General features: G+C 67.5%; 22 protein-coding genes. 7 read left to right on the forward strand and 15 right to left on the reverse strand.

Annotated features, from left to right (window positions below):
• Window positions 1–205: 205 nt before the first annotated feature.
• The 5 genes from pstS to AC5P68_RS10260 form a co-directional block, all read right to left on the reverse strand.
• Complete coding sequence (gene pstS / locus AC5P68_RS10240) at window positions 206–1,222, reverse strand: phosphate ABC transporter substrate-binding protein PstS (RefSeq protein ID WP_005408792.1); 1,017 nt, start codon at window positions 1,220–1,222, stop codon at window positions 206–208.
• A gap of 222 nt (window positions 1,223–1,444) precedes the next feature.
• Window positions 1,445–2,656, reverse strand: coding sequence for an OprO/OprP family phosphate-selective porin (locus AC5P68_RS10245; RefSeq protein WP_005408793.1), 1,212 nt, complete (start codon window positions 2,654–2,656; stop codon window positions 1,445–1,447).
• A gap of 196 nt (window positions 2,657–2,852) precedes the next feature.
• Window positions 2,853–3,542: an endonuclease III gene (gene nth, locus AC5P68_RS10250; RefSeq protein WP_288417482.1), complete on the reverse strand. Its 690-nt coding sequence runs from the start codon at window positions 3,540–3,542 to the stop codon at window positions 2,853–2,855.
• Window positions 3,542–3,895 (reverse strand): hypothetical protein, encoded by a 354-nt coding sequence (locus AC5P68_RS10255; protein ID WP_288417480.1) that lies wholly within the window; start codon window positions 3,893–3,895, stop codon window positions 3,542–3,544. The genes nth and AC5P68_RS10255 overlap by 1 nt, the downstream gene beginning before the upstream one ends.
• A gap of 4 nt (window positions 3,896–3,899) precedes the next feature.
• Complete coding sequence (locus AC5P68_RS10260; protein WP_012479639.1) at window positions 3,900–4,682, reverse strand: enoyl-CoA hydratase/isomerase family protein; 783 nt, start codon at window positions 4,680–4,682, stop codon at window positions 3,900–3,902.
• A gap of 167 nt (window positions 4,683–4,849) precedes the next feature.
• Between AC5P68_RS10260 and AC5P68_RS10265 the strand changes: the two genes are divergently transcribed.
• The 3 genes from AC5P68_RS10265 (at window position 4,850) to AC5P68_RS10275 (ending at window position 7,471) form a co-directional block, all read left to right on the forward strand.
• On the forward strand, window positions 4,850–5,551 hold the full coding sequence (locus AC5P68_RS10265) for an FKBP-type peptidyl-prolyl cis-trans isomerase (RefSeq protein ID WP_005408797.1): 702 nt from the start codon (window positions 4,850–4,852) through the stop codon (window positions 5,549–5,551).
• A 217-nt stretch (window positions 5,552–5,768) separates the two neighbouring features.
• Window positions 5,769–6,572, forward strand: a complete 804-nt coding sequence (locus tag AC5P68_RS10270) for a CoA pyrophosphatase (RefSeq protein ID WP_032965692.1) — start codon at window positions 5,769–5,771, stop codon at window positions 6,570–6,572.
• On the forward strand, window positions 6,569–7,471 hold the full coding sequence (locus tag AC5P68_RS10275) for a sulfurtransferase (RefSeq protein ID WP_005412775.1): 903 nt from the start codon (window positions 6,569–6,571) through the stop codon (window positions 7,469–7,471). The genes AC5P68_RS10270 and AC5P68_RS10275 overlap by 4 nt, the downstream gene beginning before the upstream one ends.
• Window positions 7,472–7,795: 324 nt before the next feature.
• Here AC5P68_RS10275 and AC5P68_RS10280 read toward each other — a convergent pair whose 3' ends face one another.
• Window positions 7,796–8,362, reverse strand: a complete 567-nt coding sequence (locus AC5P68_RS10280; RefSeq protein WP_414497971.1) for an N-acetylmuramoyl-L-alanine amidase — start codon at window positions 8,360–8,362, stop codon at window positions 7,796–7,798.
• 72 nt (window positions 8,363–8,434) lie between these two features.
• Here AC5P68_RS10280 and AC5P68_RS10285 point away from each other — a divergent pair, with 72 nt between their 5' ends.
• On the forward strand, window positions 8,435–8,962 hold the full coding sequence (locus AC5P68_RS10285; RefSeq protein WP_111173048.1) for an alpha/beta hydrolase: 528 nt from the start codon (window positions 8,435–8,437) through the stop codon (window positions 8,960–8,962).
• Window positions 8,963–9,107: 145 nt separating this feature from the next.
• On the forward strand, window positions 9,108–11,246 hold the full coding sequence (rlmKL, locus tag AC5P68_RS10290; RefSeq protein WP_414497972.1) for a bifunctional 23S rRNA (guanine(2069)-N(7))-methyltransferase RlmK/23S rRNA (guanine(2445)-N(2))-methyltransferase RlmL: 2,139 nt from the start codon (window positions 9,108–9,110) through the stop codon (window positions 11,244–11,246).
• A 121-nt stretch (window positions 11,247–11,367) separates the two neighbouring features.
• Here the strand turns inward: rlmKL and AC5P68_RS10295 are convergent, their stop codons facing one another.
• From AC5P68_RS10295 to aptA, 7 genes are all read right to left on the reverse strand, one after another.
• The gene (locus AC5P68_RS10295; protein WP_033836021.1) at window positions 11,368–11,841 is read right to left on the reverse strand and encodes a hypothetical protein; all 474 of its coding nucleotides are present in this window, start codon (window positions 11,839–11,841) and stop codon (window positions 11,368–11,370) included.
• A gap of 29 nt (window positions 11,842–11,870) precedes the next feature.
• Window positions 11,871–12,200 carry a DUF3325 domain-containing protein gene (locus AC5P68_RS10300; RefSeq protein ID WP_049402712.1) on the reverse strand — a complete coding sequence of 110 codons (330 nt, stop codon included), beginning with the start codon at window positions 12,198–12,200 and terminating at the stop codon, window positions 11,871–11,873.
• Window positions 12,197–13,834: a PepSY-associated TM helix domain-containing protein gene (locus AC5P68_RS10305; RefSeq protein WP_033834718.1), complete on the reverse strand. Its 1,638-nt coding sequence runs from the start codon at window positions 13,832–13,834 to the stop codon at window positions 12,197–12,199. The genes AC5P68_RS10300 and AC5P68_RS10305 overlap by 4 nt, the downstream gene beginning before the upstream one ends.
• Window positions 13,831–14,145: a DUF3649 domain-containing protein gene (locus tag AC5P68_RS10310; protein WP_033834719.1), complete on the reverse strand. Its 315-nt coding sequence runs from the start codon at window positions 14,143–14,145 to the stop codon at window positions 13,831–13,833. The genes AC5P68_RS10305 and AC5P68_RS10310 overlap by 4 nt, the downstream gene beginning before the upstream one ends.
• 246 nt (window positions 14,146–14,391) lie before the next feature.
• A complete protein-coding gene (locus AC5P68_RS10315) occupies window positions 14,392–15,678 on the reverse strand; it encodes a DUF445 domain-containing protein (protein ID WP_111108355.1) in 1,287 nt (428 codons plus the stop codon).
• 118 nt (window positions 15,679–15,796) lie between these two features.
• A complete protein-coding gene (locus AC5P68_RS10320) occupies window positions 15,797–16,675 on the reverse strand; it encodes a plasmid replication/partition related protein (protein ID WP_414497973.1) in 879 nt (292 codons plus the stop codon).
• A gap of 63 nt (window positions 16,676–16,738) precedes the next feature.
• On the reverse strand, window positions 16,739–18,091 hold the full coding sequence (gene aptA / locus AC5P68_RS10325) for an omega-aminotransferase AptA (protein WP_005412783.1): 1,353 nt from the start codon (window positions 18,089–18,091) through the stop codon (window positions 16,739–16,741).
• 103 nt (window positions 18,092–18,194) lie between these two features.
• Here aptA and AC5P68_RS10330 point away from each other — a divergent pair, with 103 nt between their 5' ends.
• Entirely contained in the window at window positions 18,195–19,691 is a 1,497-nt protein-coding gene (locus AC5P68_RS10330; protein ID WP_414497974.1) for an aldehyde dehydrogenase, read from the forward strand.
• A gap of 115 nt (window positions 19,692–19,806) precedes the next feature.
• Here the strand turns inward: AC5P68_RS10330 and AC5P68_RS10335 are convergent, their stop codons facing one another.
• The gene (locus AC5P68_RS10335) at window positions 19,807–20,448 is read right to left on the reverse strand and encodes a hypothetical protein (RefSeq protein WP_049402718.1); all 642 of its coding nucleotides are present in this window, start codon (window positions 20,446–20,448) and stop codon (window positions 19,807–19,809) included.
• A 156-nt stretch (window positions 20,449–20,604) separates the two neighbouring features.
• Here AC5P68_RS10335 and AC5P68_RS10340 point away from each other — a divergent pair, with 156 nt between their 5' ends.
• Complete coding sequence (locus tag AC5P68_RS10340; RefSeq protein ID WP_181453306.1) at window positions 20,605–21,897, forward strand: MFS transporter; 1,293 nt, start codon at window positions 20,605–20,607, stop codon at window positions 21,895–21,897.
• Here the strand turns inward: AC5P68_RS10340 and AC5P68_RS10345 are convergent.
• The gene (locus AC5P68_RS10345; protein WP_004151683.1) at window positions 21,878–22,339 is read right to left on the reverse strand and encodes a bacteriohemerythrin; all 462 of its coding nucleotides are present in this window, start codon (window positions 22,337–22,339) and stop codon (window positions 21,878–21,880) included. The genes AC5P68_RS10340 and AC5P68_RS10345 overlap by 20 nt on opposite strands.
• Window positions 22,340–22,363: the final 24 nt, after the last annotated feature.

Below are 22,363 nucleotides of genomic sequence, written 5' to 3' on the forward strand. Positions count from 1 at the left end.
GGCTGGGCCGGACCGCGGAGCGGGGTTTATGGCGTGTCCCGGGCTGGGCCCTGCGCCGACTCCGGGCAGTAGATTGGAAGCGCAGCGCTCTTCACGACCCATCCCCCAAAAACAAGAAGAGCGCGAGATCTCGAGGATCTCGCGCCCGGGTGGGAGCGGCGGGGGAGAGAGGACCCGCCGCCCCCGTTCCTGCGGGGGAACGCGCTTACTTCAGGTTCTGCGACCAGTAGGTCTCGATCTGGCGGACCAGGCTGTCCGGCAGCGGCACGTAGTCCAGCTGGCGGGCCTGGGCGTCGCCATTCTTGTAGACCCAGCGGAAGAATTCCTGGGTCGCCTTGCCATTGGCAGCATTCTTCGGCGTCTTCTGCACCAGGATGAAGTTGGTGGCGGTGATCGGCCAGGACTCGGCGCCCGGCGCGTTGGTCATCACCAGGTAGAAGTCGCGGGCGTTGGCCCAGTCGGCGCTGGCGGCAGCGGCTGCGAACGAGGTGTCGCTCGGCTGCACGAACTTGCCGGCGGCATTCTTCATCGCGGTGTAGGAGAGCTTGTTCTGCAGCGCGTAGGACAGTTCGACATAGCCGATGCCGCCCTTGATCTGCTTCACATAGGCGGCAACACCTTCGTTGCCCTTGCCGCCGATGCCGGCGGGCCACTGCACCGAGGTGCCTTCACCGACCGAGCTCTTCCACTCCGGGCTGACCTTGGACAGGTAATTGACGAAGTTGAAGGTGGTGCCCGAGCCGTCCGAACGATGCACGACGGTGACCTTGGCGTTGGGCAGGGTCACGCCCGGGTTCAGCGCGGCGATGGCCGGGTCGTTCCAGGTCTTGATCTTGCCCAGGAAGATGTTGGCCAGCACCGCGCCGTCCAGCTTCAGCGCGCCCGGCGCGATGCCGGCCACGTTGACCACCGGCACCACGCCGCCGATCACCGACGGGAACTGCGCCAGGCCCGCGGCAGCCAGGTCTTCCGGCTTCAGCGGCGCGTCGGAGGAGCCGAAATCAACGGTCTTGGCCTTGATCTGGGCAATGCCGCCGCCGGAACCGATGGACTGGTAGTTGACCTTGTTGCCGGTTGCGGTGCTGTAGTCGGCCGACCACTTGGACATGACCGGGTAGATGAACGATGCGCCCGCGCCGGTGATATCGGCGGCGTTGGCGGCGAACACGGACGATGCGGCCAGGATGGCGACAGCGGCGCGCGACTTGAAGGCGTGGATCACGGGGAGACTCCTGGGGTGGTGGTCGAAGGGCGGTTGCCCGACGTTTCGGTGCACATTCCATAACGGTTGCGTGACACCCCCGCGTCTGTCATATGACGCGGGCGTGACACGCGTCATGAGCGATGTCACGTCCGCTGCGCCGGCAGGGCAGCGCGGCTACCGATGCAACGACGAAGGCACGGCCGGGGCCGTGCCTTCGCGGGTCAACGCAGGGGGCTGGACTTACCAGAAGAACTGCGCGCGGGCTTCCAGGATGTTGGGATCATCGTTGACGAAACCGCGCGCCGTGGAGCTGTACTTCTTGCTGTCGACCATCACGTAGTTGAGCATCAGCTTGAAGTTGGAACGCAGGTACCAGTTGGCGCCCACGGTCCAGATGTCCATCTTGCCACCCAGCACGCCATCGACGATCGGCGGGCGACCGGCAACCGGGTTGGCGGCGAGGTTGCCGTCATTGAGGTCCATGTGGTCGTAGCGCACGCCCAGCTGCCACTGGCCGCCGGCCGGGTTGTTCGGCAGGCCGGTGCCCGGGGTGCCGCCCTTGTAGCTCCAGGTCTCGCCGGTGACGTTCCACACGCCGCTGATGTAATAGCCGTCGCTGGTGTAGTTGTCGTGGTCGTAGCGCTTGGCCTTGCTGGTGTAGTACTCGGCCTGGGCCTTGAACGGGCCCTGGAAGTACATCGCTTCGGCACCGATGGTGCTGACGCGGTCGGTGTCGGTCAGGTTGCCGCTGTCGACCAGGCGGGCAGTGGCGAGGTCGGCATTCGGACGTGCACGCACGCGCAGGGTGTCGGCGTCGGTGTCGTAGTTGACGTAGCTCAGGCCGAAGTGCAGGACCTGGCCCTTTTCATTGATCGGGGCCCAGGTGCCACGCGCGCCGTAGCCGCTGCCGTGGGCCAGGTTGCGGGTCAGCTCGCGGCCGAAGGCGCTGGCAGTCACCGACCAGTTGTCCTGGCCGTAGCTGTATGCGCCGCCCAGGCGGCGGGCGATGGCATAGGTGTTGGTGACCGCTGCCTTGGAAATGAAATCGTTGTTCTTGGTGCTGGACAGTTCTTCCAGGCTGTTGGGCTGCTTGAACTGGCCCAGCTGCAGGAAGTGGTTGGCGTTGCCCAGCAGCTTGTACTTCACGTTGGTGTCGAGGAACTTGTCGGCCTTGGCGTCATAGCCGACCACCCACTCCACGTTGCCCGGGCCCTTGCCCTTCAGCACCAGCTCGGCGCGACGCAGTTCGAATTCGCTGTTCTTGCCGTTGCCGGCGTCGCCACCGTTGAGGTCGACCACATCGTTGTGGAACCAGTTGCCATCGGCCTGGACCAGGCCTTCGAAGGTGATTTCCGAACCGCCGATCACGTCGATGGCGACTTCGGCGTGTGCAGCCGGCACATACAGCGCAGCAGCCACGGCCACCGTCAGGAGTTGGTGATGCAGTTTCATGGAGAGGAGCCTTGCAGGCAGGTGGGAAGATGCGCGCAGGCTAGAAGGTAAAGATTGCGTAAATGTGACAGTTCACGCGCGGCAGACATCCACCGCAGGCCCCGTCACGGCAGGGCCTGCCATTGAACCCGCTTGCGTATGACGCCCGGATTGCGCCTTGGTTGCAGTCGATCCACGCCCTGCATGGATGCGGCCGTCACTCGGCCGGGGTCTTGTCCTTGAACCGGCACAGATCGGCGATCACGCATCCCGGGCAATCCGGCTTGCGCGCCTTGCACACATAACGTCCGTGCAGGATCAGCCAGTGATGCGCGTCGAGCAGGAATTCGGCGGGGATCACCTTCACCAGCTTGTCTTCCACTTCGCGCACATTCTTTCCCGGGGCCAGGCCGGTACGGTTGGAGACGCGGAAGATATGCGTGTCCACCGCCATCACCGGCTCGCCGAAGGCGGTGTTGAGCACCACGTTGGCGGTCTTGCGGCCCACGCCCGGCAGTGCTTCCAGCGCATCGCGATCGCGCGGCACTTCACCGCCATGCTTTTCCAGCAGGATCGCGCAGGTGGCGATCACGTTCTTCGCCTTGGCGTTGAACAGGCCGATGGTGGCGATGTACTGCTTCAGTCCTTCTTCGCCAAGCGCGAGGATCTTCGCCGGCGTGTTGGCCACTGGGAACAGGCGGCGCGTGGCCTTGTTGACGCCGACGTCGGTGGCCTGCGCCGACAGCGCCACCGCCACCAGCAGCTCGAACGGCGAGCTGTACTCCAGTTCGGTCTTCGGGTGCGGGTTGAGTTCGCGCAGGCGGGTGAACATCTCCACCACGTCGGCGCGCGGCATCGTGCCGCCACGCCACGCCGGGGCGCGTGCGGTTTTCTTCGTGGTCGCCATTACTGCTCCTTGCCGCTGGCGCGGGCCTTGGCTCGGGCGAGGATGGCGGCGGCTGCGGCGGGCAGGGCGGGCTTCAGGTCCGGCGCCGGGGCGGGCGTGCGCCGCGCGTCGCGTTCGGCTTCGCGGCGGGCCAGTCGCACCGCACGGGCGCGGTAGCGTTCGCGTGCCGCCCAGGCGGCCTGAAGCTGCTGCTGGGCCTGCTGCAACCGCTGCGGGAGTTCCGGGTGGCCGGGCAGCAACTGCGCGTCGTCGGCGCGGGCGACATAGTCCATCAGCCCGGCCTGCAGGGCGCCGTCGAGATCGTCTGCCTGGACCCGGGCAAACAGCTGCGCGGGGTTGGGTCGGGATGCCATGGCGTCAGCGGTTCTGGAAGGCCGGCGGGCGGCGCTGCAGGAAGGCGCTGGTTCCCTCGCGCATGTCCTCGGTGGCGAACAGCAGGCCGAACTGTGCGCTTTCGTATTCCAGCCCGGCTTCCAGGCTGCATTCGCCGCCCACGTGCACCGCATCGAGCAGGCCGCGCAGGGCCAGCGGCGCCGAGCGTGCCAGCTGCCGGGCGATGTCCTGCACGCGGTTGTCCAGCGCGTCGGCCGGTACCACCTCGTTGACGATCCCCAGTTCCAGCGCACGTGCGGCATTGATCGGTGCACCCAGCAGGCATAGCTCCAGGGTGGCGGCGCGGCCGCACAGGCGCAGCAGGCGCTGGCTGCCGCCGAAGCCGGGAATCAGCCCAAGATTGATTTCCGGTTGGCCGACTTTGGCGGTATCGGCGGCAATGCGCAGGTGGCAGGCCATGGCCAGTTCCAGGCCGCCGCCCAGGGCAAAACCGTTCACGCGCGCGATAACCGGTTTGGGCATGCGCTCGATCTGGCGCATCAGGGCCTGGCCCAGCAGCGAGAAATCACGTCCCTGAACCGCGCTGAGTGTGTTCATCTCGGCGATGTCAGCGCCAGCCACGAACGCCTTCGGGCCGGCACCGGTCAGCACCACCACGCGGATTTCCGGGTCTGCGGCGGCGGCGCTGAAGGCCTCGGCCAGGGCCTGCAGGGTCGCGGCGTTCAGGGCGTTGAGCTTGTCCGGGCGCTGGACGGTCACGGTGCGGATGGCGCCGTCGTCGGTGACAGCGATCAGGGCATCGGCCACGGGGAAACTCCTGGAACGTTAAAAAAAAGTGATATTGAACTCCGCGAACGCAGACGGGTCATAGCCTGCATCGTGAGTAGCGGTTACACGTTGCGCCCGTTATCCTAACCCGTCGCCTCAGGGCGGCGCAGAACGTCCCTGAGTTACCACCCCTGGAGAACTGTTTGATGAAGTTGCGTTCTATCGCGGTCGCCGTCGCGGCCCTGGCCCTGACGGGCAATGCCTTCGCCCAGGACGTCTCGTCCGAAAAGGGCAAGCTGAGCTACTACTTCGGTTACGACTACGGCAACAACCTGGCGGAGCTGACCGGTCGTGGTGAACAGCTGGACATCAACTCGGTGGTGAAGGGCCTGCAGGATGCCTACGCCAAGAAGCAGCCGGCGATCACCGCCGAGCAGCTGAAGCCGGCCGTTGAAGCGTTCCAGAAGCGCGAGCAGGGCCGTGCCCAGGCTGCCAAGGCCGAGTACGAGAAGGCTGCTGCCGAAAACAAGACCAAGAGCGATCAGTTCATCGCGGCGAACAAGGCCAAGGCCGGCGTGCAGTCGCTGCCGAGCGGCGTCCAGTACCGCGTGATCGAAGCCGGCAAGGGTGCCAAGCCGACCCAGGCCAGCACCGTGCAGCTGGAAGTGGCCGGTCCGTTCCCGTACGGCCAGCGCCCGACCGAAGCCCGCCCGGCCCAGCAGATCCCGTCGATCAAGGTCAGCGAAGTCGAAATGAAGGCCATGCGCGAGACCCTGCTGCAGATGCCGGCCGGCTCGAAGTGGGAAGTCACCCTGCCGCCGGACCAGGCCTACGGTGCGGACCCGCGCACCCCGTTCCCGCCGAACGTGGCTGTGCAGTTCGAGATCAAGCTGGTCAGCGTCAAGTAAATCGAAGCAGTAAACCAAACGCGCCGGTGATTCCACCGGCGCGTTTTTGTTTGCGCAGTGCCTGACGGTAGAGTCGACTGTCAGTCGACTGCTCTTGGGTCACATCGGGGAAACGCCCGCGCTGCGCGCGCGAGTCGACTGACAGTCGACTCTACCGTCCGACCGGCCCACCCGCGCAAATTCAGCCCGTTCGCGCTACTGTTGCCGGGTGCAAACAATGGAAGAAACGGCGCGTGTTGTCGCAAGTCCCTGCATCGGAGTGTGCACGCTGGATCCGCACCGGCAGTGCACCGGCTGCGGACGTCATATCGATGAAATCGCACGGTGGCCGTCGATGAGCAACGACGAACGCAGTCGCATCCTGCATCGCGTGCAGCCTTTGCGGGCGCAGCTCCAGCAATCACTGCGCGGCTCGCTGGCCGACCACGAACGTTTGATGCGCGCGCTGCATCCGTTGGCCGATCCGCCGGCCGGCGATGGCTGGAACCGCAGCGAGCTGATCGATCTGCTGCCGCCCGGGCCTCCGGTGGAAGCGGCCGTGCTCGCGGGAATCGTGCCGCGCGCCAGTGGCGCGCAGGTGATCCTCACCCGTCGCACCGAAACCCTGCGCACGCACGGTGGCCAGGTCGGATTCCCCGGCGGCCGCACCGAGCCCGACGACCGCGACGCACTGGCGGCAGCATTGCGCGAGAGCCAGGAAGAAATCGCCTTGGCTCCGGGCCAGGTGCAGGCGCTGGGCTATCTCGATCCCTTCGTGACGATCACCGGCTATCGGGTCACCCCGGTGGTGGCGGTGGTCGATCCGGACTTCGTGCCGGTGCCGCAGCCCAGCGAAGTGGCCGAGGTGTTCGAGGTGCCGCTGGACTACCTGATGGCGGCGGACAACCTGCGCCAGGTCGAAATCAACCATCGCGGCCGCATCCGTCACGTCCTTGAGTACAGCTGGCCCGGCCAGCGCATCTGGGGCGCCACCGCGGCCATTCTCTACAACCTGCGTCGCCGCCTGGAGCAAGTGCAATGAACCCGATCGATCCGCCGTGGACCACCCTGGTCGATGTCGCCACCCTGGCTGCCGCGTTGGGCGAGGGCATCCGCGTGGTCGACGCACGCGCCACCGCCAGCACCGCGGTGCGCGTGGTTGATGCGCGTTCCTCGCTGGCCGATCCGCAGGCGGGTAGCGGCCAGTACCTGGCAGGTCATATCCCGGGAGCGGTGTATGCCGATCTGAATCGTGACCTGTCCGATCTGTCGCGCGTCGGCCATGGTCGCCATCCGCTGCCGGACAGCGATGCCTTCGCCGCGAAGCTCGGCCAGTGGGGTATCGGTCCTGACACGCAGGTGGTGGTCTACGACGGCAGCGACGGCAGCATGGCCGCCTCGCGCCTGTGGTGGCTGCTGCGCCTGATCGGGCACAGCAAGGTGGCCGTGCTCGATGGTGGTATCGCCGCGTGGCAGGCCGCAGGGCAACCTTTGGCGACGGGGCCGGATGAGGTGACCGCGCTGCCGGCTTACCCGGGCCGTTTCGACACCACCCGGATCGCCAATGCCGAGGAGATCAGCGCACGCCTGAAGCACGCGCCGGGCTGGCTGGTCGACGCACGCGCGGGCGAACGCTTCCGCGGCGAAGTCGAGCCGCTGGACCCGGTCGCCGGCCACGTACCCGGCGCGGTCAACCGTCCGTTTGCGTTGAACGTCGCCGACGGCCGGCTGCGCGATGCACAGGAACTGCGCGTCGAGCTGCAGGGTGTGATCGGAAACCGTGATCCGCAGCAGGTGGTGCTGATGTGCGGCTCCGGGGTGACCGCCTGCCACCTGCTGCTGGCGATGGAAAGCGCAGGCCTGAGCGGCGCACGCATCTACGCCGACTCCTGGAGCGGTTGGGTGAGCGACAGCAGCCGCCCGGTGGCGACCGGCGCCTGAGAAGCGCGGGTTCGGATCCGTTTTCCAACGGAAAACGGCTCTGACCCCATCGAGCGTAAATCGGGGGTCAGAGCCCGTTGCGTGGCCACGGGATCCGACTCCGTGCCGACCAAGGTCGGCACCCACCAACAGCGGCAGAAATCTGTCGAAGGCGGGGTGGGGCCGGTTGCGGGGGTGTCCGCGGCATGGATGCCGCGGCCAAGCCCCCATGGACGGGTTTACGGCGTCCCCCGCAACCGGACCCACCCCGCCATCCCCCGGAATGCCAGCTCTTGACGTTGACGTTGCCGTTGCTTCTGCGGGTGCAGGGCGCAGCCCTGCCGCTTACCCAACCGGCTGCAGTGGCATCTTCGCCAGCACCCGCGCCCACGGGAACAACGGCCCCGGATCACGCTTGCGCGCCACCATCAGCGTCGGATCATCGCTGGCCGGCACCTGCTCCCGATCCAGCTGGTCATGCCCGGCAATCCGCTGCAGCGACGGATAGCGTGCCACCAGCGCCAGCAGCAGCCGCTCCAGCGCTTCCAGCTGCGCCTCGGTGTAGGCCTCGTCCATCGCCTGGTGACGGCTGTCGAACCAGTGCGGGTAGCGCCCGGTATTGACCAGTTCGATACCCAGCGTATGCGCGTTCATGCCGCGCACGTGGTGGGCCACCCGTTCCGGTGCCACGTACTGCACCACGCTGCCATCGCGGTCGATGTAGAAATGCCCGCTGTTGCCGGCACCACTGTCGTACAGCACACGCTCGCCGTACTCGCGGGCCATCGCCAGGTCGGGCAACTCGGTGCAGTGGATCACCACCATCTCCAGCGTGGCCGGGTCGCGCAGTGGCAGGCGGTCTTCGTAGGGCAGGGGCTGCAGCTGCAGGCCGGGCAGGAGCGGGTTGGGCATCCGGCGATGCTAGCATTGCGGCATGAACCTGCCTTCCCTTTCCTTGTCGGCCCGTTCGTGCGGAGCGCACGCATGAGCCGCGGCCACTGCATCCTGTCCCACGGCTTCGAGAGCGGCCCGGAAGCGACCAAGGTCACCGCGCTGGCCGAGGTGGCACAGCGCCTGGGCTGGACCCACGAGCGCCCCGACTACACCGACCTGGACGCGATGAGCGAGGTCAGCCGGGTGGGCGACGTGCCGACCCGCCTGCGCCGCCTGGTCGAGCGCGCCGCCATCGCTGCCCGGCACGGGCCGGTGGTGCTGGCCGGCTCCAGCCTGGGCGCCTACATCTCCGCCATCGCCTCGCTGCAGGTGCCGGTGGCCGGCCTGTTCCTGATGGTGCCGCCCACCACCATGGGCCCGATGCCGGCGCTGGATGCTGCCGCCGTGCCGACCACCGTGGTGCAGGCCTGGCATGACGATGTGGTCCCGGCCGCCGGGGTGATCGCCTGGGCGCAGGCGCGTTCGGCGCAGCTGCTGCTGGTCGACGACGGCCACCGCCTGGAACGCCACGTGGAGGCCTCCGCGCAGGCCTTCGAGCGCCTGTTGCGGCAACTGTGAAGCCCGGGCGCACGGCGCGCCCGCCCGCATTGACTACAATGGCAGCCCCGCCGCCCCCGGCGCGGGCCTGCCGGCCGTGCCTACGGCCCTCCTTTCCGACCGGCCCGGCCCCTGTGCCGCGCCCGACCACCTGCGAACCGACCCCGTGAAATTCTTCGTCTCCTGCGCCAAGGGCCTGGAATACCTGCTTGCCGATGAACTGTCGGCCCTGGGCCTTGGCAAGGCCACTGCCACCATTGCCGGCGTCAACGCCGAGGGCGAACTGGAGCAGGCGCTGCGGATCGTGATGTGGTCGCGCCTGGCCAGCCGCGTGCTGTGGCCGATCGACGAGTTCGACTGCCCGGACGAGCAGGCTCTGTACGACGGCGTGCGTGCGCTGCCGTGGCATGAGCACATCAAGCCGGAGATGACCCTGGCGGTGGACGCACACGTGTCCGGCGACAAGATCACCCATGCCCGCTTCGCCGCGCAGCGGATCAAGGACGCCATCGTCGACCGCATGCGCGATGAAGGCCTGGAGCGCCCTTCGGTCAACACCGATCTGCCCGATGTGCGCGTCAACCTGTCGCTGCGCAAGGGCCGCGCTTCGTTGTCGATCGACCTCGGCGGTGGCCCGCTGCATCGCCGTGGCTGGCGTGGCGCCGCCCACGAGGCACCGCTGAAGGAAAACCTGGCCGCCGCGCTGCTGCTGCGCGCGCAGTGGCCGCGCCTGCACGCCGCCGGTGGCGGCCTGCTGGACCCGATGTGCGGCAGCGGCACGCTGCTGATCGAAGGCGCGCTGATGGCCGCCGACGTCGCCCCGGGCCTGATGCGCCACGGCAGCCTGCCGCCGAGCCGTTGGCTGGGCTTCGACAAGGCGGCCTGGAAGATCCTCCAGAGCGAAGCACGCGATCGCGAGGCCGCCGGCCTGGCCGCGCTGAAGCCGGTCATCCACGGCAGCGACATCGATCCGACCGCGATCCAGGCGGCACGCGAGAATGCCGAGGTCGCGGGCGTCGCTCATGCGATCCGCTTCACCCGTGCCGATGTGGCCGACCTGCCCGCGCCGGAGCAGGAGATCGGTGCGGTGGTCTGCAACCCGCCGTACGACGAGCGCCTGGCCGCCGATCCGGCGCTGTACCGCGCACTGGGCAACGCCCTGCAGAAGGCGGTGCCGCAGTGGCGTGCCAGCCTACTGTGCGGCAACGACGAGCTGGCCTTCGCCACCGGCCTGCGCGCCAGCAAGAAGTACCAGATGTTCAACGGTGCGCTGGAATGCGCGCTGATCGTCTGCGATCCGATTGCCGTGCCGGGCCGTGATCCGGCACAACCGCGCGAGCTGAGCGAAGGTGCGCAGATGGTGGCCAACCGCCTGCGCAAGAACCTGAAGAAGTTCAAGAGCTGGCGCGCCCGCGAGCACATCACCTGCTTCCGTGCCTATGACGCCGACCTGCCGGAATACGCGGCCGCCATCGACGTCTACGAGGAAGACGGTGGCAAGCGCCGTACCTTCCTGCACGTGCAGGAATACGCCGCACCGGCCGCGATTCCGGAGAACGACGTGCGCCGCCGCCGCAACGAACTGCTGGCTGCCGCGCGCGAAGTATTCGGCGTGCCGCCGGAGCAGGTCTCGATGAAGTCGCGCGAGCGCGGCAAGGGCGGCAGCAAGTACGGCCGCTTCGAGCAGCGAGATGAATTCATCGTAGTGCGCGAGAACAACGCACTGCTGCAGGTGAACCTGTTCGACTATCTCGATACCGGCCTGTTCCTCGACCATCGCCCGCTGCGCCAGATGATGGCCGAGCAGGTGCGTGGCAAGCGTTTCCTCAACCTGTTCTGCTACACCGGCGTGGCCAGCGTGCAGGCCGCCGTGGCTGGTGCCGCCAGCACCACCAGCGTCGACCTGTCGGCCACTTACCTGCAGTGGTGCTACGACAACCTGGCGTTGAACGGGCAGGGCGGCAACCAGCACCTTCTGGTGCAGGCCGATGCGATGGCCTGGCTGGAAGGCGACCGTGGCCAGTACGACGTGATCTTCTGTGACCCGCCGACCTTCTCCAACTCCGCACGCGCCGATGACTTCGACGTGCAGCGCGAACAGCTGAAGCTGCTGCGCGCGGCGGTGGCGCGGCTGGCACCGGGGGGCGTGCTGTACTTCTCGAACAACTTCCGCCGTTTCAAGCTGGAAGAAAACGCCATTGCCGAATTTGCCCAGTGCCGCGAGATCACCGCGCGCACCATCGGCCCGGACTTCGAGCGCAACGCGCGCATCCATCGCGCGTGGGAATTGAAGCGGTTGGGGTAATCCCGGTAGTGCCGGCCGCTGGCCGGCAACTGCGTCAGAACCGTGGAAGGTCCGCGGGATGCCGGCCAGCGGTCGGCATTACCGCATCTGGTCCGTAGGTCCACGCCATGCGTGGATCGACCTAAAGCACCAACAATCGCCCCGGCGCATGGGCCAGGGGCCAATGGCCCTGTTCGTACAGCGCAAGCACAGGCTCCCAGTGTGCCGGCAGGCCGAGATGCATCTCCAGCAGGCGTTGCCGGAAGGCGAACATCGCTCCATCGCGCGCCACCAGCTGCAGGTCATGTGCACCGCAGCGCAGTGCCGGCAGATCCAGTGCCGAAAGCGCGCGCATCAACGTGCGGTTGAGTTCGCGTCGGGCGTCGGCCAGTTCGGCGGGATGGGGCAGGGCGCCGTGAAACGGATCCGAATCGCCCAGTGTTGTGGGCATCCATTCGAAACCATCGGTATCGATGGTCCGCATTGCTTCGGCCAGCGACCGAACGGCGACGACGCCGGCCGTTATGGGCAGTGTTTCACCCAACCGGGAAAAAAAGCCGATTCCAGACATCCGCTGCAGCATGCTATCCATACGGGCATTGTAGATCCACGCCAAGCGTGGATGCCGCTGTCCCCCTCCTGCCGCTACAGCAATTCCAGCATCAACCCCAGCACCGGCAGCGCGATCGCCAGCGGCGCAATCCATGTTGGACGATACGGATACAACCCGAACGACAGCGTCACGCCGGCCAGGGTCATTGCCCCCAGCCACAGCACCGGGCCCATCGCCCAGCCGTGGTCGGCCACGCACAGTGCGAACGCCGCCGCCAGCAGCGCCCAGCCCAGCACCCGCCACAGCACCCGCCGTGCGGGTGTGGCCGCGGCTTTGCCATGCAGGTCGTGCTGGTGCTTTTCCATCGCCAGCGACAGCGCAGTAAACGCAGAGAACGACAGGGTCAGCGCCAGCAGCATCATGCGCTGGCCTCCGCTTCGGCCGCGTCTGCAGTGTTCACCGATGCCTTCGGCGCAGCCGCAGTGGCTGCACGCTTCTTCTTCTCGGCCGCACTCAGCGGTGGCGTCCAGCGCTGCATGCGCCAACCGCACAGCGCCAGCATCGCGCCGAACGCGATCATCGACAGATCGAAGCCAGCCAATACCCAGTCGCCGTTGCGCAGGGTGTTGCCCAGGTGCGCATGCGTGGTCAGCGCATTGACCACCGGTACCAGTGCGAACGCGGCCGCGCCCAGGTAGAGCTGCCACGCCCACATCATCCGCTTCGGCCAGATGAAGGCGGCCAGCAGCGCGCCGGCCCAGGCGTAGAAGAACACGTTGGCCTCCGCACTTGAGCGCTCGGCGATGTCCAGCGGCAGCAGGCGGTTGCCCCAGAAGTAGGCGGCGAAGGCGATCGGCAGGCCGGCCACGGTGCCGATGTTCAGCGCATCGACCAGGCGCAGGCCGAAGCCGGTGCGGCCACTCTTGGCGTGCCTGGGCCGTTCCTTCACCGCCCACAGCACCACGCCGCTGGCCACCATCAGGCAGCCGACCAGACCGGACAGGAAGAACAGTGCACGCAGGCCCCAGTCGGCAAAACGCGCCAGGTGCAGGCCGTACAGCACGCCGCGGGTGGCGGTGGCACCGCCGGAAGGCGGCGTTTCCTCAAGCAGAGCACCGCTGACCATGGCGTAACGCACGGCCGGGGTGTCGATGGACAGGCGCTTGCCGTCGCGCTGGCGGATGTCGATCACCGCATTGGCCGCGCCCGGATTGGACACGGTGAAACCGGCCACCTCCACGCCGTGCCAATGCGCGCGCGCGTTGTCGAGCAGTTGTGCGATCGGCAACGGCGTGGCGTGGCCCTCGGCGGGCGCGGTCACTTCCGGGAGGCCGCCGAAGGCCTCGAAGAAGAACGTGTCCTCGGCCTGCGGGTAGGCCACCTTCACGCCCCACGGCAGGTACATGATCATCAACGTCACAATGCCGGTGTAGGTGATCATCGCGTGGTAGGGCAGGGCCATCACCGCGCTGACGTTGTGGAAATCAAGCCAGGAACGCAGGCCCTTGTCCTTGCGGAAGGTGAAGAAGTCCTTGAAGATTTTCTTGTGGGTGATGACGCCGGTGATGATCGCCACCAGCATGAACATCGCGCACAAGCCGACCAGATAGCGTGCCCACAGCACCGGGATGTAGTGCAGGTCGAAGTGCAGGCGGTAGAAGAAGTCGCCGCCGCGCGTCTCGCGCGCCTTCAATGCCTGGCCGGTGTTGGGGTCCAGCGTGGCGTCGCCGAAGCCACCGCGGCGGCCACGGCTGGGATCGGCCAGTTCCGGCGGCAACCGCCAGAACATCTGCATGGCCGGGTTGCGCGGCTGCGGCAGTGTGACGAACCAGTTTTCGGCCTGCGCGGCGTTGGCCTGCAGGTAGTCCACCGCGCGCTGTGCGGCGACGTCGATGCTGACGTTGCTGGACGGCAGTTCCGGACGCATCCAGCGGCTGATTTCCTCGCGGTAGTAGCTGGCCGTGCCAGCCATGAAGATCAGCAGCAGCAACCAGCCAACCAGCAGCCCGGTCCAGGTGTGCAGCCAGGCCATCGACTGGCGGAATCCGTTCTTCATGCCCAGGCCCCCATCAGGCGCGCAATGGCGGCCATCAGCAGCGCGGGCGCGAGGATGCCGACCCAGGCGCGCAGCGCGCTGCGGGTGGCGAATGCCCACAGTGCCGCACAGGCGGCGACCAGGATGGCCAGCAGCATGCCGGTCAGCACGGTCTGGCCACGGGCGCCGGGCAGGGCCACGGCGCAGAACACACTGGTCACCGAGGCAAGCGCGTAACCGCCGAAGATCGCGGCCAACGAGCGTGACAGCACGCCCCAGCGCGGGTTGGAAAAGAAGGTGCGGGGGCTGGCGGTTGCGGGCGAGCGGTCCACGGCATTCCTGCAGGTAGGAGAGGGGATGGAACGCGTCCGCGGCCCCCTTGCGCCCTGCGCATGTCGCCCAGCGTGTCCCATCGACGAAGCACGGCCCGCGCAGACGGGCAGTCCAGAGGTGGGGGATGTACACGGGCGATGGGTGCGTCTTCCGCACCCGATTGGCTAAGCGTACAACCGATCAGTAAATGATAGGCATTCGCATTTTATGAATCAAGCGTGATGACCCGAAGGGCGCGTTGAGGCCTAGAACCTGAACACCACTGTCGCCGCATGCAGCAGCAGGCCGATCAGGCCACCCACCAGGGTGCCATTGAAGCGGATGAACTGCAGGTCGCGGCCCACGCTCAGTTCCAGCTGTTCCACCAGATGGCGCTCGTCCCAGCCCTTCACGGTCTGCGCGATATGCGTGGTCACGCCTTCGCGCAGGCGGCCGGTCAGGCGTTGCGCGCCTTCCAGCAGGTGCTGGTTGAGGGCCTCGCGCAGCGCCGGGTCGGCCTGCAGGCTCGCACCGAGCGAACCCAGGCTGCGCTGCAGGTGGCCGACCAGCGCCGAGTCCTCGCGCTGCAGGTCCGCGCGCAGGCTGGCGTGGATGCGCGCCCACAACCCCTGCACGTAGTCCTGCAGGGCCGGATGGTCGATCATTTCCTGCTTGAGCTGTTCGATGCGCTCGGTCAGGGCCGGGTCCTCGCGCAGGCGCTGCACGTAATTCTGCAGCCAGCTCTCGTAGTCCTGGCGCAGCGGATGCTGCGGCTCGGCCAGCACCTGTTGCAGCTCTTCCAGTACCGCGCGGGCCAGGCGCTCGGCCAGGCTGTCGCCGATCTCGTCAATCGGCTTGACCCAGTTCACCGTGCTCGACAGCGTCGGCCATTCGCGCTGGATGTAACGCACGATCAGCTGCGAGGCGCGTTCTTTCACCTCGGGCTGCTCGAGCCAGCGGCCCAGCCGCTGCAGGCCTTCGTCCAGCACGCGCTGGTGGCGACCATCGGCGGTCAGCAGGGCCAGCAGTTCACCGGCAGTGGCAGCGGCATTCCACTGCCGCAACTGCTGCACAACGAAGCCGTGCAGCTGCCGGCGCACGGCGGTTTCGTCGAAGAAATCCAGTGCCTGCAGCGCCCAGCCGCGGACCATGTCGGCCAGCATGCGCGAGCGTGCCGGGTCGGCCAGCCAGCTGCCGAGGCGGCTGGCCGGATCGAACACCTGCAGCTTGGCCAGCAGCACGCCCGGCTCCAGGAACTGGTCGCGCACGAACAGCGCAAGGCTGTCGCCGATGCGTTCCTTGCTGCGCGGGATGATCGCGGTGTGCGGGATCGGCAGGCCCATCGGCCGCCGGAACAGCGCGACCACGGCGAACCAATCGGCCAGTGCGCCCACGGCTGCGGCCTCGCAGAACGCCGAAACCCAGGCCCAGATGCCGCGCTCGCCCTGCCAGTGGCTGACCGCGAAACCGGCCAGCATCAACAGCAGCAGGCCCAGCGCGAGGGCTTTCAGGCGCCGCAGCTGAGCGCGGCGCGGATCGTTGGCAGACGTCATGCCGGAAGTCTAACCGGCACGGCATGAGCATCTGGTAGTGCCGGCCGCTGGCCGGCATCCTCAACGCACCCGATACGTTCATGGCGTTGCCGGCCAGCGGCCGGCACTACCCCTTGGTTCAGAGCGCTTCCAGTTGCTTGCGCAGCGCGGCCAGTTGCGCGCGCAGGGTGTCGTTCTCACGGGTCAGCGCGACCACCCGACGGCGCAGCGCCGGTGCGTCCTCGCCCAGCTGCTCCAGCGCCGACAGCACCTCGGCATCGCGGCTGGCGATCTCGTCCTCATTTGCCTCCTCGAAATCCATCTCGGCCGCGTCCGGCTTCGGTGCGCGCGGCTTGCGCTTGGATTCACGCACGCGCTTGGCGGCCTGCTTCAGCTCGTCCTTGCCACCGGCCGCGGCCGCGCGCTGCTCGTCCTCCGGCAGGTCGGCCACGGCGGCGGCGGCGCTGATCGAGATCACGCCGGCCTTCACCGCTTCGACGACTTCGGGCGCGGCCTGGGCGTGGATGCGCTCGATCATGCCGACTTGGCTGGTGCTCAGCTTGGCCTCGCGGGCCAGCTCGGCGCGGCTGATCTTCGGTGCCGGCTCCCACGGCGGGCTGTCTTCGCCGGCCTCATCGATGACGTCGGCAGTGCCATCGCTCTCGCGCTGCAGCTGCGCCTGCTCGATCTGCTTGCGGGCGGCCAGGATGTCGCGCTTGCGCAGCGCCAGCACGCCGCGCTGGAAGTCGGACACGCTGCGACGGCCCAGGTGCTGCTCGATCATCCACAGGTGCACGTCTTCCATGCTCTGGAAGCGGGTGTTCTGTACGGTGTTGAAGGGCAGGCCATGGTTCTGGCAGATGCCGAAGCGGTTGTGGCCGTCGACCAGTACGTTGCCCCACAGGACCAGCGCGTCACGACAGCCCTCGGCCAGGATGCTGCGCTCCAGCGCGTCATGTTCGTCCGCAGTCAGCGGGTCGATATAGGCCTTGAGTTCTTCTTTGACGACGATATCCATGGGCACGGCAGCGAGCAGGAGCGGAACCGCCCATTGTACCCGCTCGCCGCCGCCGGCCAGGGCTCAGGCAGTGGCCCGGATCATCTCGCCCAGCGTGCCGGTGATCTGGTCGATCTGCGCCTTGTCCACGATCAGCGGGGGCGACAGCGCGATGATGTCACCGGTACAGCGCACCAGCAGCCCGCCGTCGTGGAAGCAGCGCCGATAGACCTCGTAGCCCCGGCTGCCCGGCGCATCGCGGCGAGGCGCCAGCTCGACCGCGCCGACCAGGCCGAAGTTGCGGATGTCGATCACGTTGGGGAGGCCCTGCAGCGCATGCAGCCGTTCCTGCCAGTACTCGCCCAGCTCGATGGCGCGCTCGAAAAGGCGCTCCTCGGCGTAGACCTCCAGCGTGGCCAGTGCGGCCGCGCAGGCGAGCGGATGCCCCGAATAGGTATAGCCATGGAACAGCTCGATGGCCTGTGGCGGTGCCTGCATCAGGGTTGCATGCACGGCGTCGCTGGCCAGCACGCCGCCCAGCGGCACTGCGCCGTTGCTGACGGCCTTGGCGAAGGTCAGCAGGTCGGGGGTGACCCCGAAGCGCTGTGCGGCGAATGGCATGCCGACCCTGCCGAAACCGGTGATGACCTCATCGAACACCAGCAGGATGCCGTGGTGGTCGCACAGCTCGCGCAGGCGCTGCAGGTAGCCCGGCGCCGGCAGAATCACCCCGGCGGAACCGGCAATGGGTTCGACGAAGACCGCCGCGATGGTTGAGGCATCATGCAGTGCGATCAGTCGTTCCAGGTCATCGGCCAGCTCGGCGCCCTGGCGCGGCAGGCCTTTGCTGAACGCATTGCGCTGCAGGTCCAGGGTGTGGCGCAGGTAGTCCACGCCGCCCAGCTGCAGACCGAACGCCCTGCGGTTGTTGGGCAAGCCGCCCAGCGCCATGCCGCCGAAGCCCACGCCGTGGTAGGCCTTCTCGCGGCTGATGAAACGCGTGCGCTGGCCCTCGCCACGCTGGCGGTGGTAGGCCAGCACGATCTTCATCGCGGTATCCACCGCCTCCGAGCCGGAGCTGGTGAAGAACACATGGTTCAGTGGCGTCGGCGCCAATGCGGCCAGTCGCTGCGCCAGCGCGAAGGCCGGTGGTGAGCCCATCTGGAAGGCCGGCGAGTAGTCGAGCGTGCGTGCCTGCTCGACGATGGCCTCGACGATGCGTGGGCGGGCATGGCCCGCGTTGCAGCACCAGAGGCCGGCGGTGCCATCGAGGATCTGGCGGCCGTCGACATCCTCGTAGTGCATGCCCTCGGCACGCACCAGCACACGCGGCGCGGCCTTGAACTGGCGGTTGGCGGTGAACGGCATCCAGTACGCCTCCAATGACTCCGGGCGTTGGGTAGCCAGATCGTGCAGGTCGCTCGCGGAACGCTTCATGCCAGCTCCATCGGGTCCGATGGGAGAAATGTAGCGCAGCCACGTCACGGCGGAGTCGCGGCCGCGCCGGTATAACCGGGGAAACTGTTCCGAGGAGCCCGACATGGCCGACTTTCCCGACCGCAGCCACTGGCAGGTGCTGGCCCAGCAGCTTTCGATACCCGCACAGGCCTTCATTGATGGTCGTTACACCGACGCTGCCAGCGGCGCGCGCTTCGCCTGCATCAGCCCGATTGATGGGCGCGTGCTGGCGGTGGTCGCCGACTGCGATGCAGAGGACGTAGAGCGCGCAGTGCGGTCGGCGCGGCGTGCCTTCGATGCGGGCCACTGGTCAGAGGCCAGCCCGGCCCACCGCAAGCGGGTGTTGCTGGCCTTGGCGGCATTGGTGGAAAAGCACGCTGATGAGTTGGCCCTGCTGGAAACCCTGGACATGGGCAAGCCGGTGCGCGACGCACGCCGTATCGACCTGCCCGGCGTGGTGCGCTGCCTGCGCTGGACCGCCGAAGCGGTGGACAAGCTGTACGGCGAAGTCGCACCGACTGGCCCACACGAGCTGGGCCTGGTCACGCGCGAGCCAGCCGGCGTGGTCGCAGCGATCGTGCCATGGAACTTTCCGTTGCTGATGGCCTGCTGGAAGATCGCGCCTGCGCTGGCCATGGGCAATTCGGTGGTGCTCAAGCCTTCCGAGCGGTCGCCCTTGAGTGCGTTGCGATTGGCCGCGCTGGCCGCTGAGGCGGGCCTGCCGGACGGCGTGCTGAACGTATTGCCAGGCCACGGTACGCGCGTCGGTGAACCGTTGGCGCTGCACATGGATGTGGACGTGCTGGCCTTCACCGGTTCCACCGCCACCGGCGCGAAGCTGCTGGAGCATGCGGGACGGTCCAACCTCAAGCGGGTCTGGCTGGAATGCGGTGGCAAAAGCCCGCACCTGGTGTTCGCCGATGCACCGGACCTGGACGCAGCGGCCAAGGCCGTGGCGCAGGGCATCTTCTTCAACCAGGGCGAAGTCTGCACCGCCGGCTCGCGGCTGCTGGTGCAGCGCTCGATCCGTGAGGACTTCGTGCACCAGGTGATTGCCTACGGCCAGCATATGCAGCCGCAGCATCCACTGGAGGCCGATGCACCGATGGGCGCGCTGGTCGATGCCGCGCACGTGCACAAGGTGCTGGCCGATATCGCACGGGCCGAAGGCGAGGGCGCCCGCCTGCTGCTCGGCGGCCATCGGGCCGAGGTGGAGGCCGGCGGCTGCTATGTGCAGCCCACGGTGTTCGACCAGGTGCGTCCGGACCACGCGTTGGCACGCGAGGAGGTGTTCGGCCCGGTGCTGGCGGTACTTGGTTTCGAGGACGAAGCAGAGGCAGTGCGCGTGGCCAATGACAGCCGCTATGGGTTGGCGGCGGGCCTGTGGACACGCGACCTCGGCCGCGCCCATCGCGTCGCACGCCAGCTGCGCGCCGGCAGCGTGTGGGTGAACGGCTGGGATGGCGGCGACATGACCGCACCGTTCGGTGGCTACAAGCAGTCCGGCAATGGGCGCGACAAGTCACTGCATGCGTTCGACAAGTACAGCGAGATCAAGGCCACCTGGATCCAGCTGTAACGACGTGGCTGCTTGACCGCTGTTCGTTCTTTGTAGCGTCGAGCCCTGCTCGACTGCTTCTCGCGAAGAGCAGTCGAGCGTTGCTTGACTCTGCAGAAGGCAGACAGCCGTCGAGCTACCGGCAGCGGGCACTCACCTGCAGCACTGCCGCGCGCAGCATGTCGCGGTCGGCGTCTTCGACCGCGTTCTGGAAATAGTCCATGTCCTGTTTACCCAGTTCGCACGGGTCGACGATGTATCCCGGCGGCCAAAGCCCCAGCAGTTGCGCCACGCCATGCACGATCTGCTCGGGGCTCATCTGCCGACGGATCCGGAAGTAATTGCGGCGAGGCCCGAACGCAGGATGGACCTCGCGCCGACCGATCAGGCGCGGCGCCACGCCAGCTGCGCTGATGCCGTCACCACCGTCGATGCTGCCCGCAGGCAGGCTCAGGATCAGTGGCGCCACTGCAGCCACGTTCCCCGGGGCAGGCAGGGCGCTCTCTGCCTGTGCAACCGGAGCAGGGCGGGGCATCATCGATGCGGCCGGACGCGTCATCTTTGCGGAGGGCGAGGCGGGCTGTTGAGGTACCGGCGCCGGCGGTTCCAGTGGCAGCCAATGCAGCGAGATCCGCGGGCCCTCACCGCTGCGCAGTTCGATCCGGCCGCTGTCCAGCAGCCACAGAGCGAGCCCGCCATGCACCAGCAGTACCACCAGCCACGCCGCCATCCGCGGCAGCTTCGGCGAATCGGAGCATGACAACGCAACTGCAGCCATGGGCAAGGCATCCATGCAGGGACCGGTGGCGCAGCCTAGCCGGCGGCCGGAAAAATTCCGTTGGCATCGGTGTCGGCTGAAACCATCGTCCCGTGCGGCCATCGGCCCGTGGCAGAATCGGGCGATCCGCCGTTACCCGTGTTGCCGATGTCGACGATCACTGCTGCCGCGCCGCCCGTGAATTCCCCCCGTCGTGTCCTGCTGGCCAGCCTGATCGGCACCACCATCGAATTCTTCGATTTCTATATCTACGCCACGGCCGCCGTGCTGGTGTTCCCGCACCTGTTCTTTCCGGACAGCAGTGAGCAGGCGGCCCTGCTGCAGTCACTGGCGACCTTCGCGGTGGCGTTCATCGCGCGTCCGGTCGGCTCGGCGGTGTTCGGCCATTTCGGCGACCGCATCGGCCGCAAGGCCACCCTGGTCGCCGCGCTGCTGACCATGGGCCTGTCCACGGTGCTGATCGGCCTGCTGCCGACCCACGCGCAGATCGGGCTGTGGGCGCCGGCGCTGCTGGCGCTGTGCCGTTTCGGCCAGGGCCTGGGGCTGGGCGGCGAGTGGGGTGGGGCGGTGCTGCTGGCCACCGAGAATGCGCCGCCGGGCAAGCGCGCCTGGTACGGCATGTTCCCGCAGCTGGGCGCACCGCTCGGCTTCCTGCTGTCGGCCGGCATCTTCCTCGTGCTCGGCCGCTGCCTGAGCCAGAACGACTTCCTGCAGTGGGGCTGGCGCATTCCGTTCGTGGCCAGCGCACTGCTGGTCGGCCTTGGCCTGTGGGTGCGCCTGAACATCCACGAGACGCCGGACTTCAAGAAGGCGCTGGAGCGCAAGGCGCCGGTGCGGTTGCCGATGTGGACGGTACTGCGTGACCACCCGGTACCGATGCTGCTCGGCACGCTGGGCGCCTTCGCCACCTTCGTGCTGTTCTACCTGATGACGGTGTTCAGTCTCGGTCATGGCACCGCGGTGCTGGGCTACAGCCGCGAGCAGTTCCTGCTGATGCAGATGGCCGGCATGCTGTTCTTCGCGCTGGGCATCCCGCTGTCGGCGCGCTATGGCGACCGTTGGGGCACGCGGCGCACGATGATTGTTGCCAGCGTACTGATCGTCGGCTTCGGCGTACTGTTCGCACCGTTGTTCCAGCCGCACAGCCCGTGGCTGGTCACCGCCTTCCTGTGCCTGGGCCTGTTCCTGATGGGGCTGACCTACGGCCCCTGCGGTACCTTCCTGGCCGAGATCTACCCGGTGGAGGTGCGCTACACCGGTGCCTCGCTGTCCTTCAATCTGGCCGGCATCCTCGGTGCGGCACCGGCGCCGTACCTGGCCACCTGGCTGGCCGAGCGCTTCGGCCTGGTTGCGGTGGGTTACTACCTGTGCCTGACCGCGGTGGCCACCCTGTGCGCGCTGGTGGTACTGCACCGGCGCGCGCTGCGGCTCAACCAAAGAAGCGCTTGAGCGTGCGACCCAGCCAGCCGCCGCCCTGGTGTTCGCGGGCGAACTGGTTCAGGTGCGCCTTGACCTGTTCGGCATAGGCCTGGTCGTCGCCGCGGATGTGGTTGAACAGCCAGCGCGAGAGCATGGTGCGCAGCTCGTCACTGATGTCCTCGCCGGCCTGGAAGCGCATGCGGTACTCCGAGACACGCTTGATGAAGACCTCATGCACGCGTTTGTGCGCGGCACAGAACGGGTAGCCCGCTTCCTCCATCAGCTCTTCCTCGAACGCGAAGTGCGACATGGTGTAGTCCACCACCTCGTCGATCACTTCACCCACTGCGGCACGCTGCATGCTGGCCTGGGCCACGTGCAGGTGGTTGAGCATTTCGATGATGCGGCGGTGTTGTTGGTCGATCACATCGATGCCGATGTTCAGATCGTCCTGCCAGACCAGTAGTGCCATCCCCGGCTCCCCTTCATGCGTATG

The organism is Stenotrophomonas sp. YJH_SMC_58 (assembly GCF_059369635.1).

Bases quoted from the DNA above. Each gene is read 5' to 3' on its own strand.
- AC5P68_RS10245 (WP_005408793.1), bottom strand. From the start codon at position 2,656: ATGAAACTGCATCACCAACTCCTGACGGTGGCCGTGGCTGCTGCGCTG.
- nth (WP_288417482.1), bottom strand. From the start codon at position 3,542: ATGGCGACCACGAAGAAAACCGCACGCGCCCCGGCGTGGCGTGGCGGC.
- AC5P68_RS10255 (WP_288417480.1), bottom strand. From the start codon at position 3,895: ATGGCATCCCGACCCAACCCCGCGCAGCTGTTTGCCCGGGTCCAGGCA.
- AC5P68_RS10265 (WP_005408797.1), top strand. From the start codon at position 4,850: ATGAAGTTGCGTTCTATCGCGGTCGCCGTCGCGGCCCTGGCCCTGACG.
- AC5P68_RS10270 (WP_032965692.1), top strand. From the start codon at position 5,769: ATGGAAGAAACGGCGCGTGTTGTCGCAAGTCCCTGCATCGGAGTGTGC.
- AC5P68_RS10275 (WP_005412775.1), top strand. From the start codon at position 6,569: ATGAACCCGATCGATCCGCCGTGGACCACCCTGGTCGATGTCGCCACC.
- AC5P68_RS10280 (WP_414497971.1), bottom strand. From the start codon at position 8,362: ATGCCCAACCCGCTCCTGCCCGGCCTGCAGCTGCAGCCCCTGCCCTAC.
- AC5P68_RS10285 (WP_111173048.1), top strand. From the start codon at position 8,435: ATGAGCCGCGGCCACTGCATCCTGTCCCACGGCTTCGAGAGCGGCCCG.
- AC5P68_RS10300 (WP_049402712.1), bottom strand. From the start codon at position 12,200: ATGATGCTGCTGGCGCTGACCCTGTCGTTCTCTGCGTTTACTGCGCTG.
- AC5P68_RS10305 (WP_033834718.1), bottom strand. From the start codon at position 13,834: ATGAAGAACGGATTCCGCCAGTCGATGGCCTGGCTGCACACCTGGACC.
- AC5P68_RS10315 (WP_111108355.1), bottom strand. From the start codon at position 15,678: ATGACGTCTGCCAACGATCCGCGCCGCGCTCAGCTGCGGCGCCTGAAA.
- AC5P68_RS10320 (WP_414497973.1), bottom strand. From the start codon at position 16,675: ATGGATATCGTCGTCAAAGAAGAACTCAAGGCCTATATCGACCCGCTG.
- aptA (WP_005412783.1), bottom strand. From the start codon at position 18,091: ATGAAGCGTTCCGCGAGCGACCTGCACGATCTGGCTACCCAACGCCCG.
- AC5P68_RS10330 (WP_414497974.1), top strand. From the start codon at position 18,195: ATGGCCGACTTTCCCGACCGCAGCCACTGGCAGGTGCTGGCCCAGCAG.
- AC5P68_RS10335 (WP_049402718.1), bottom strand. From the start codon at position 20,448: ATGGCTGCAGTTGCGTTGTCATGCTCCGATTCGCCGAAGCTGCCGCGG.
- AC5P68_RS10345 (WP_004151683.1), bottom strand. From the start codon at position 22,339: ATGGCACTACTGGTCTGGCAGGACGATCTGAACATCGGCATCGATGTG.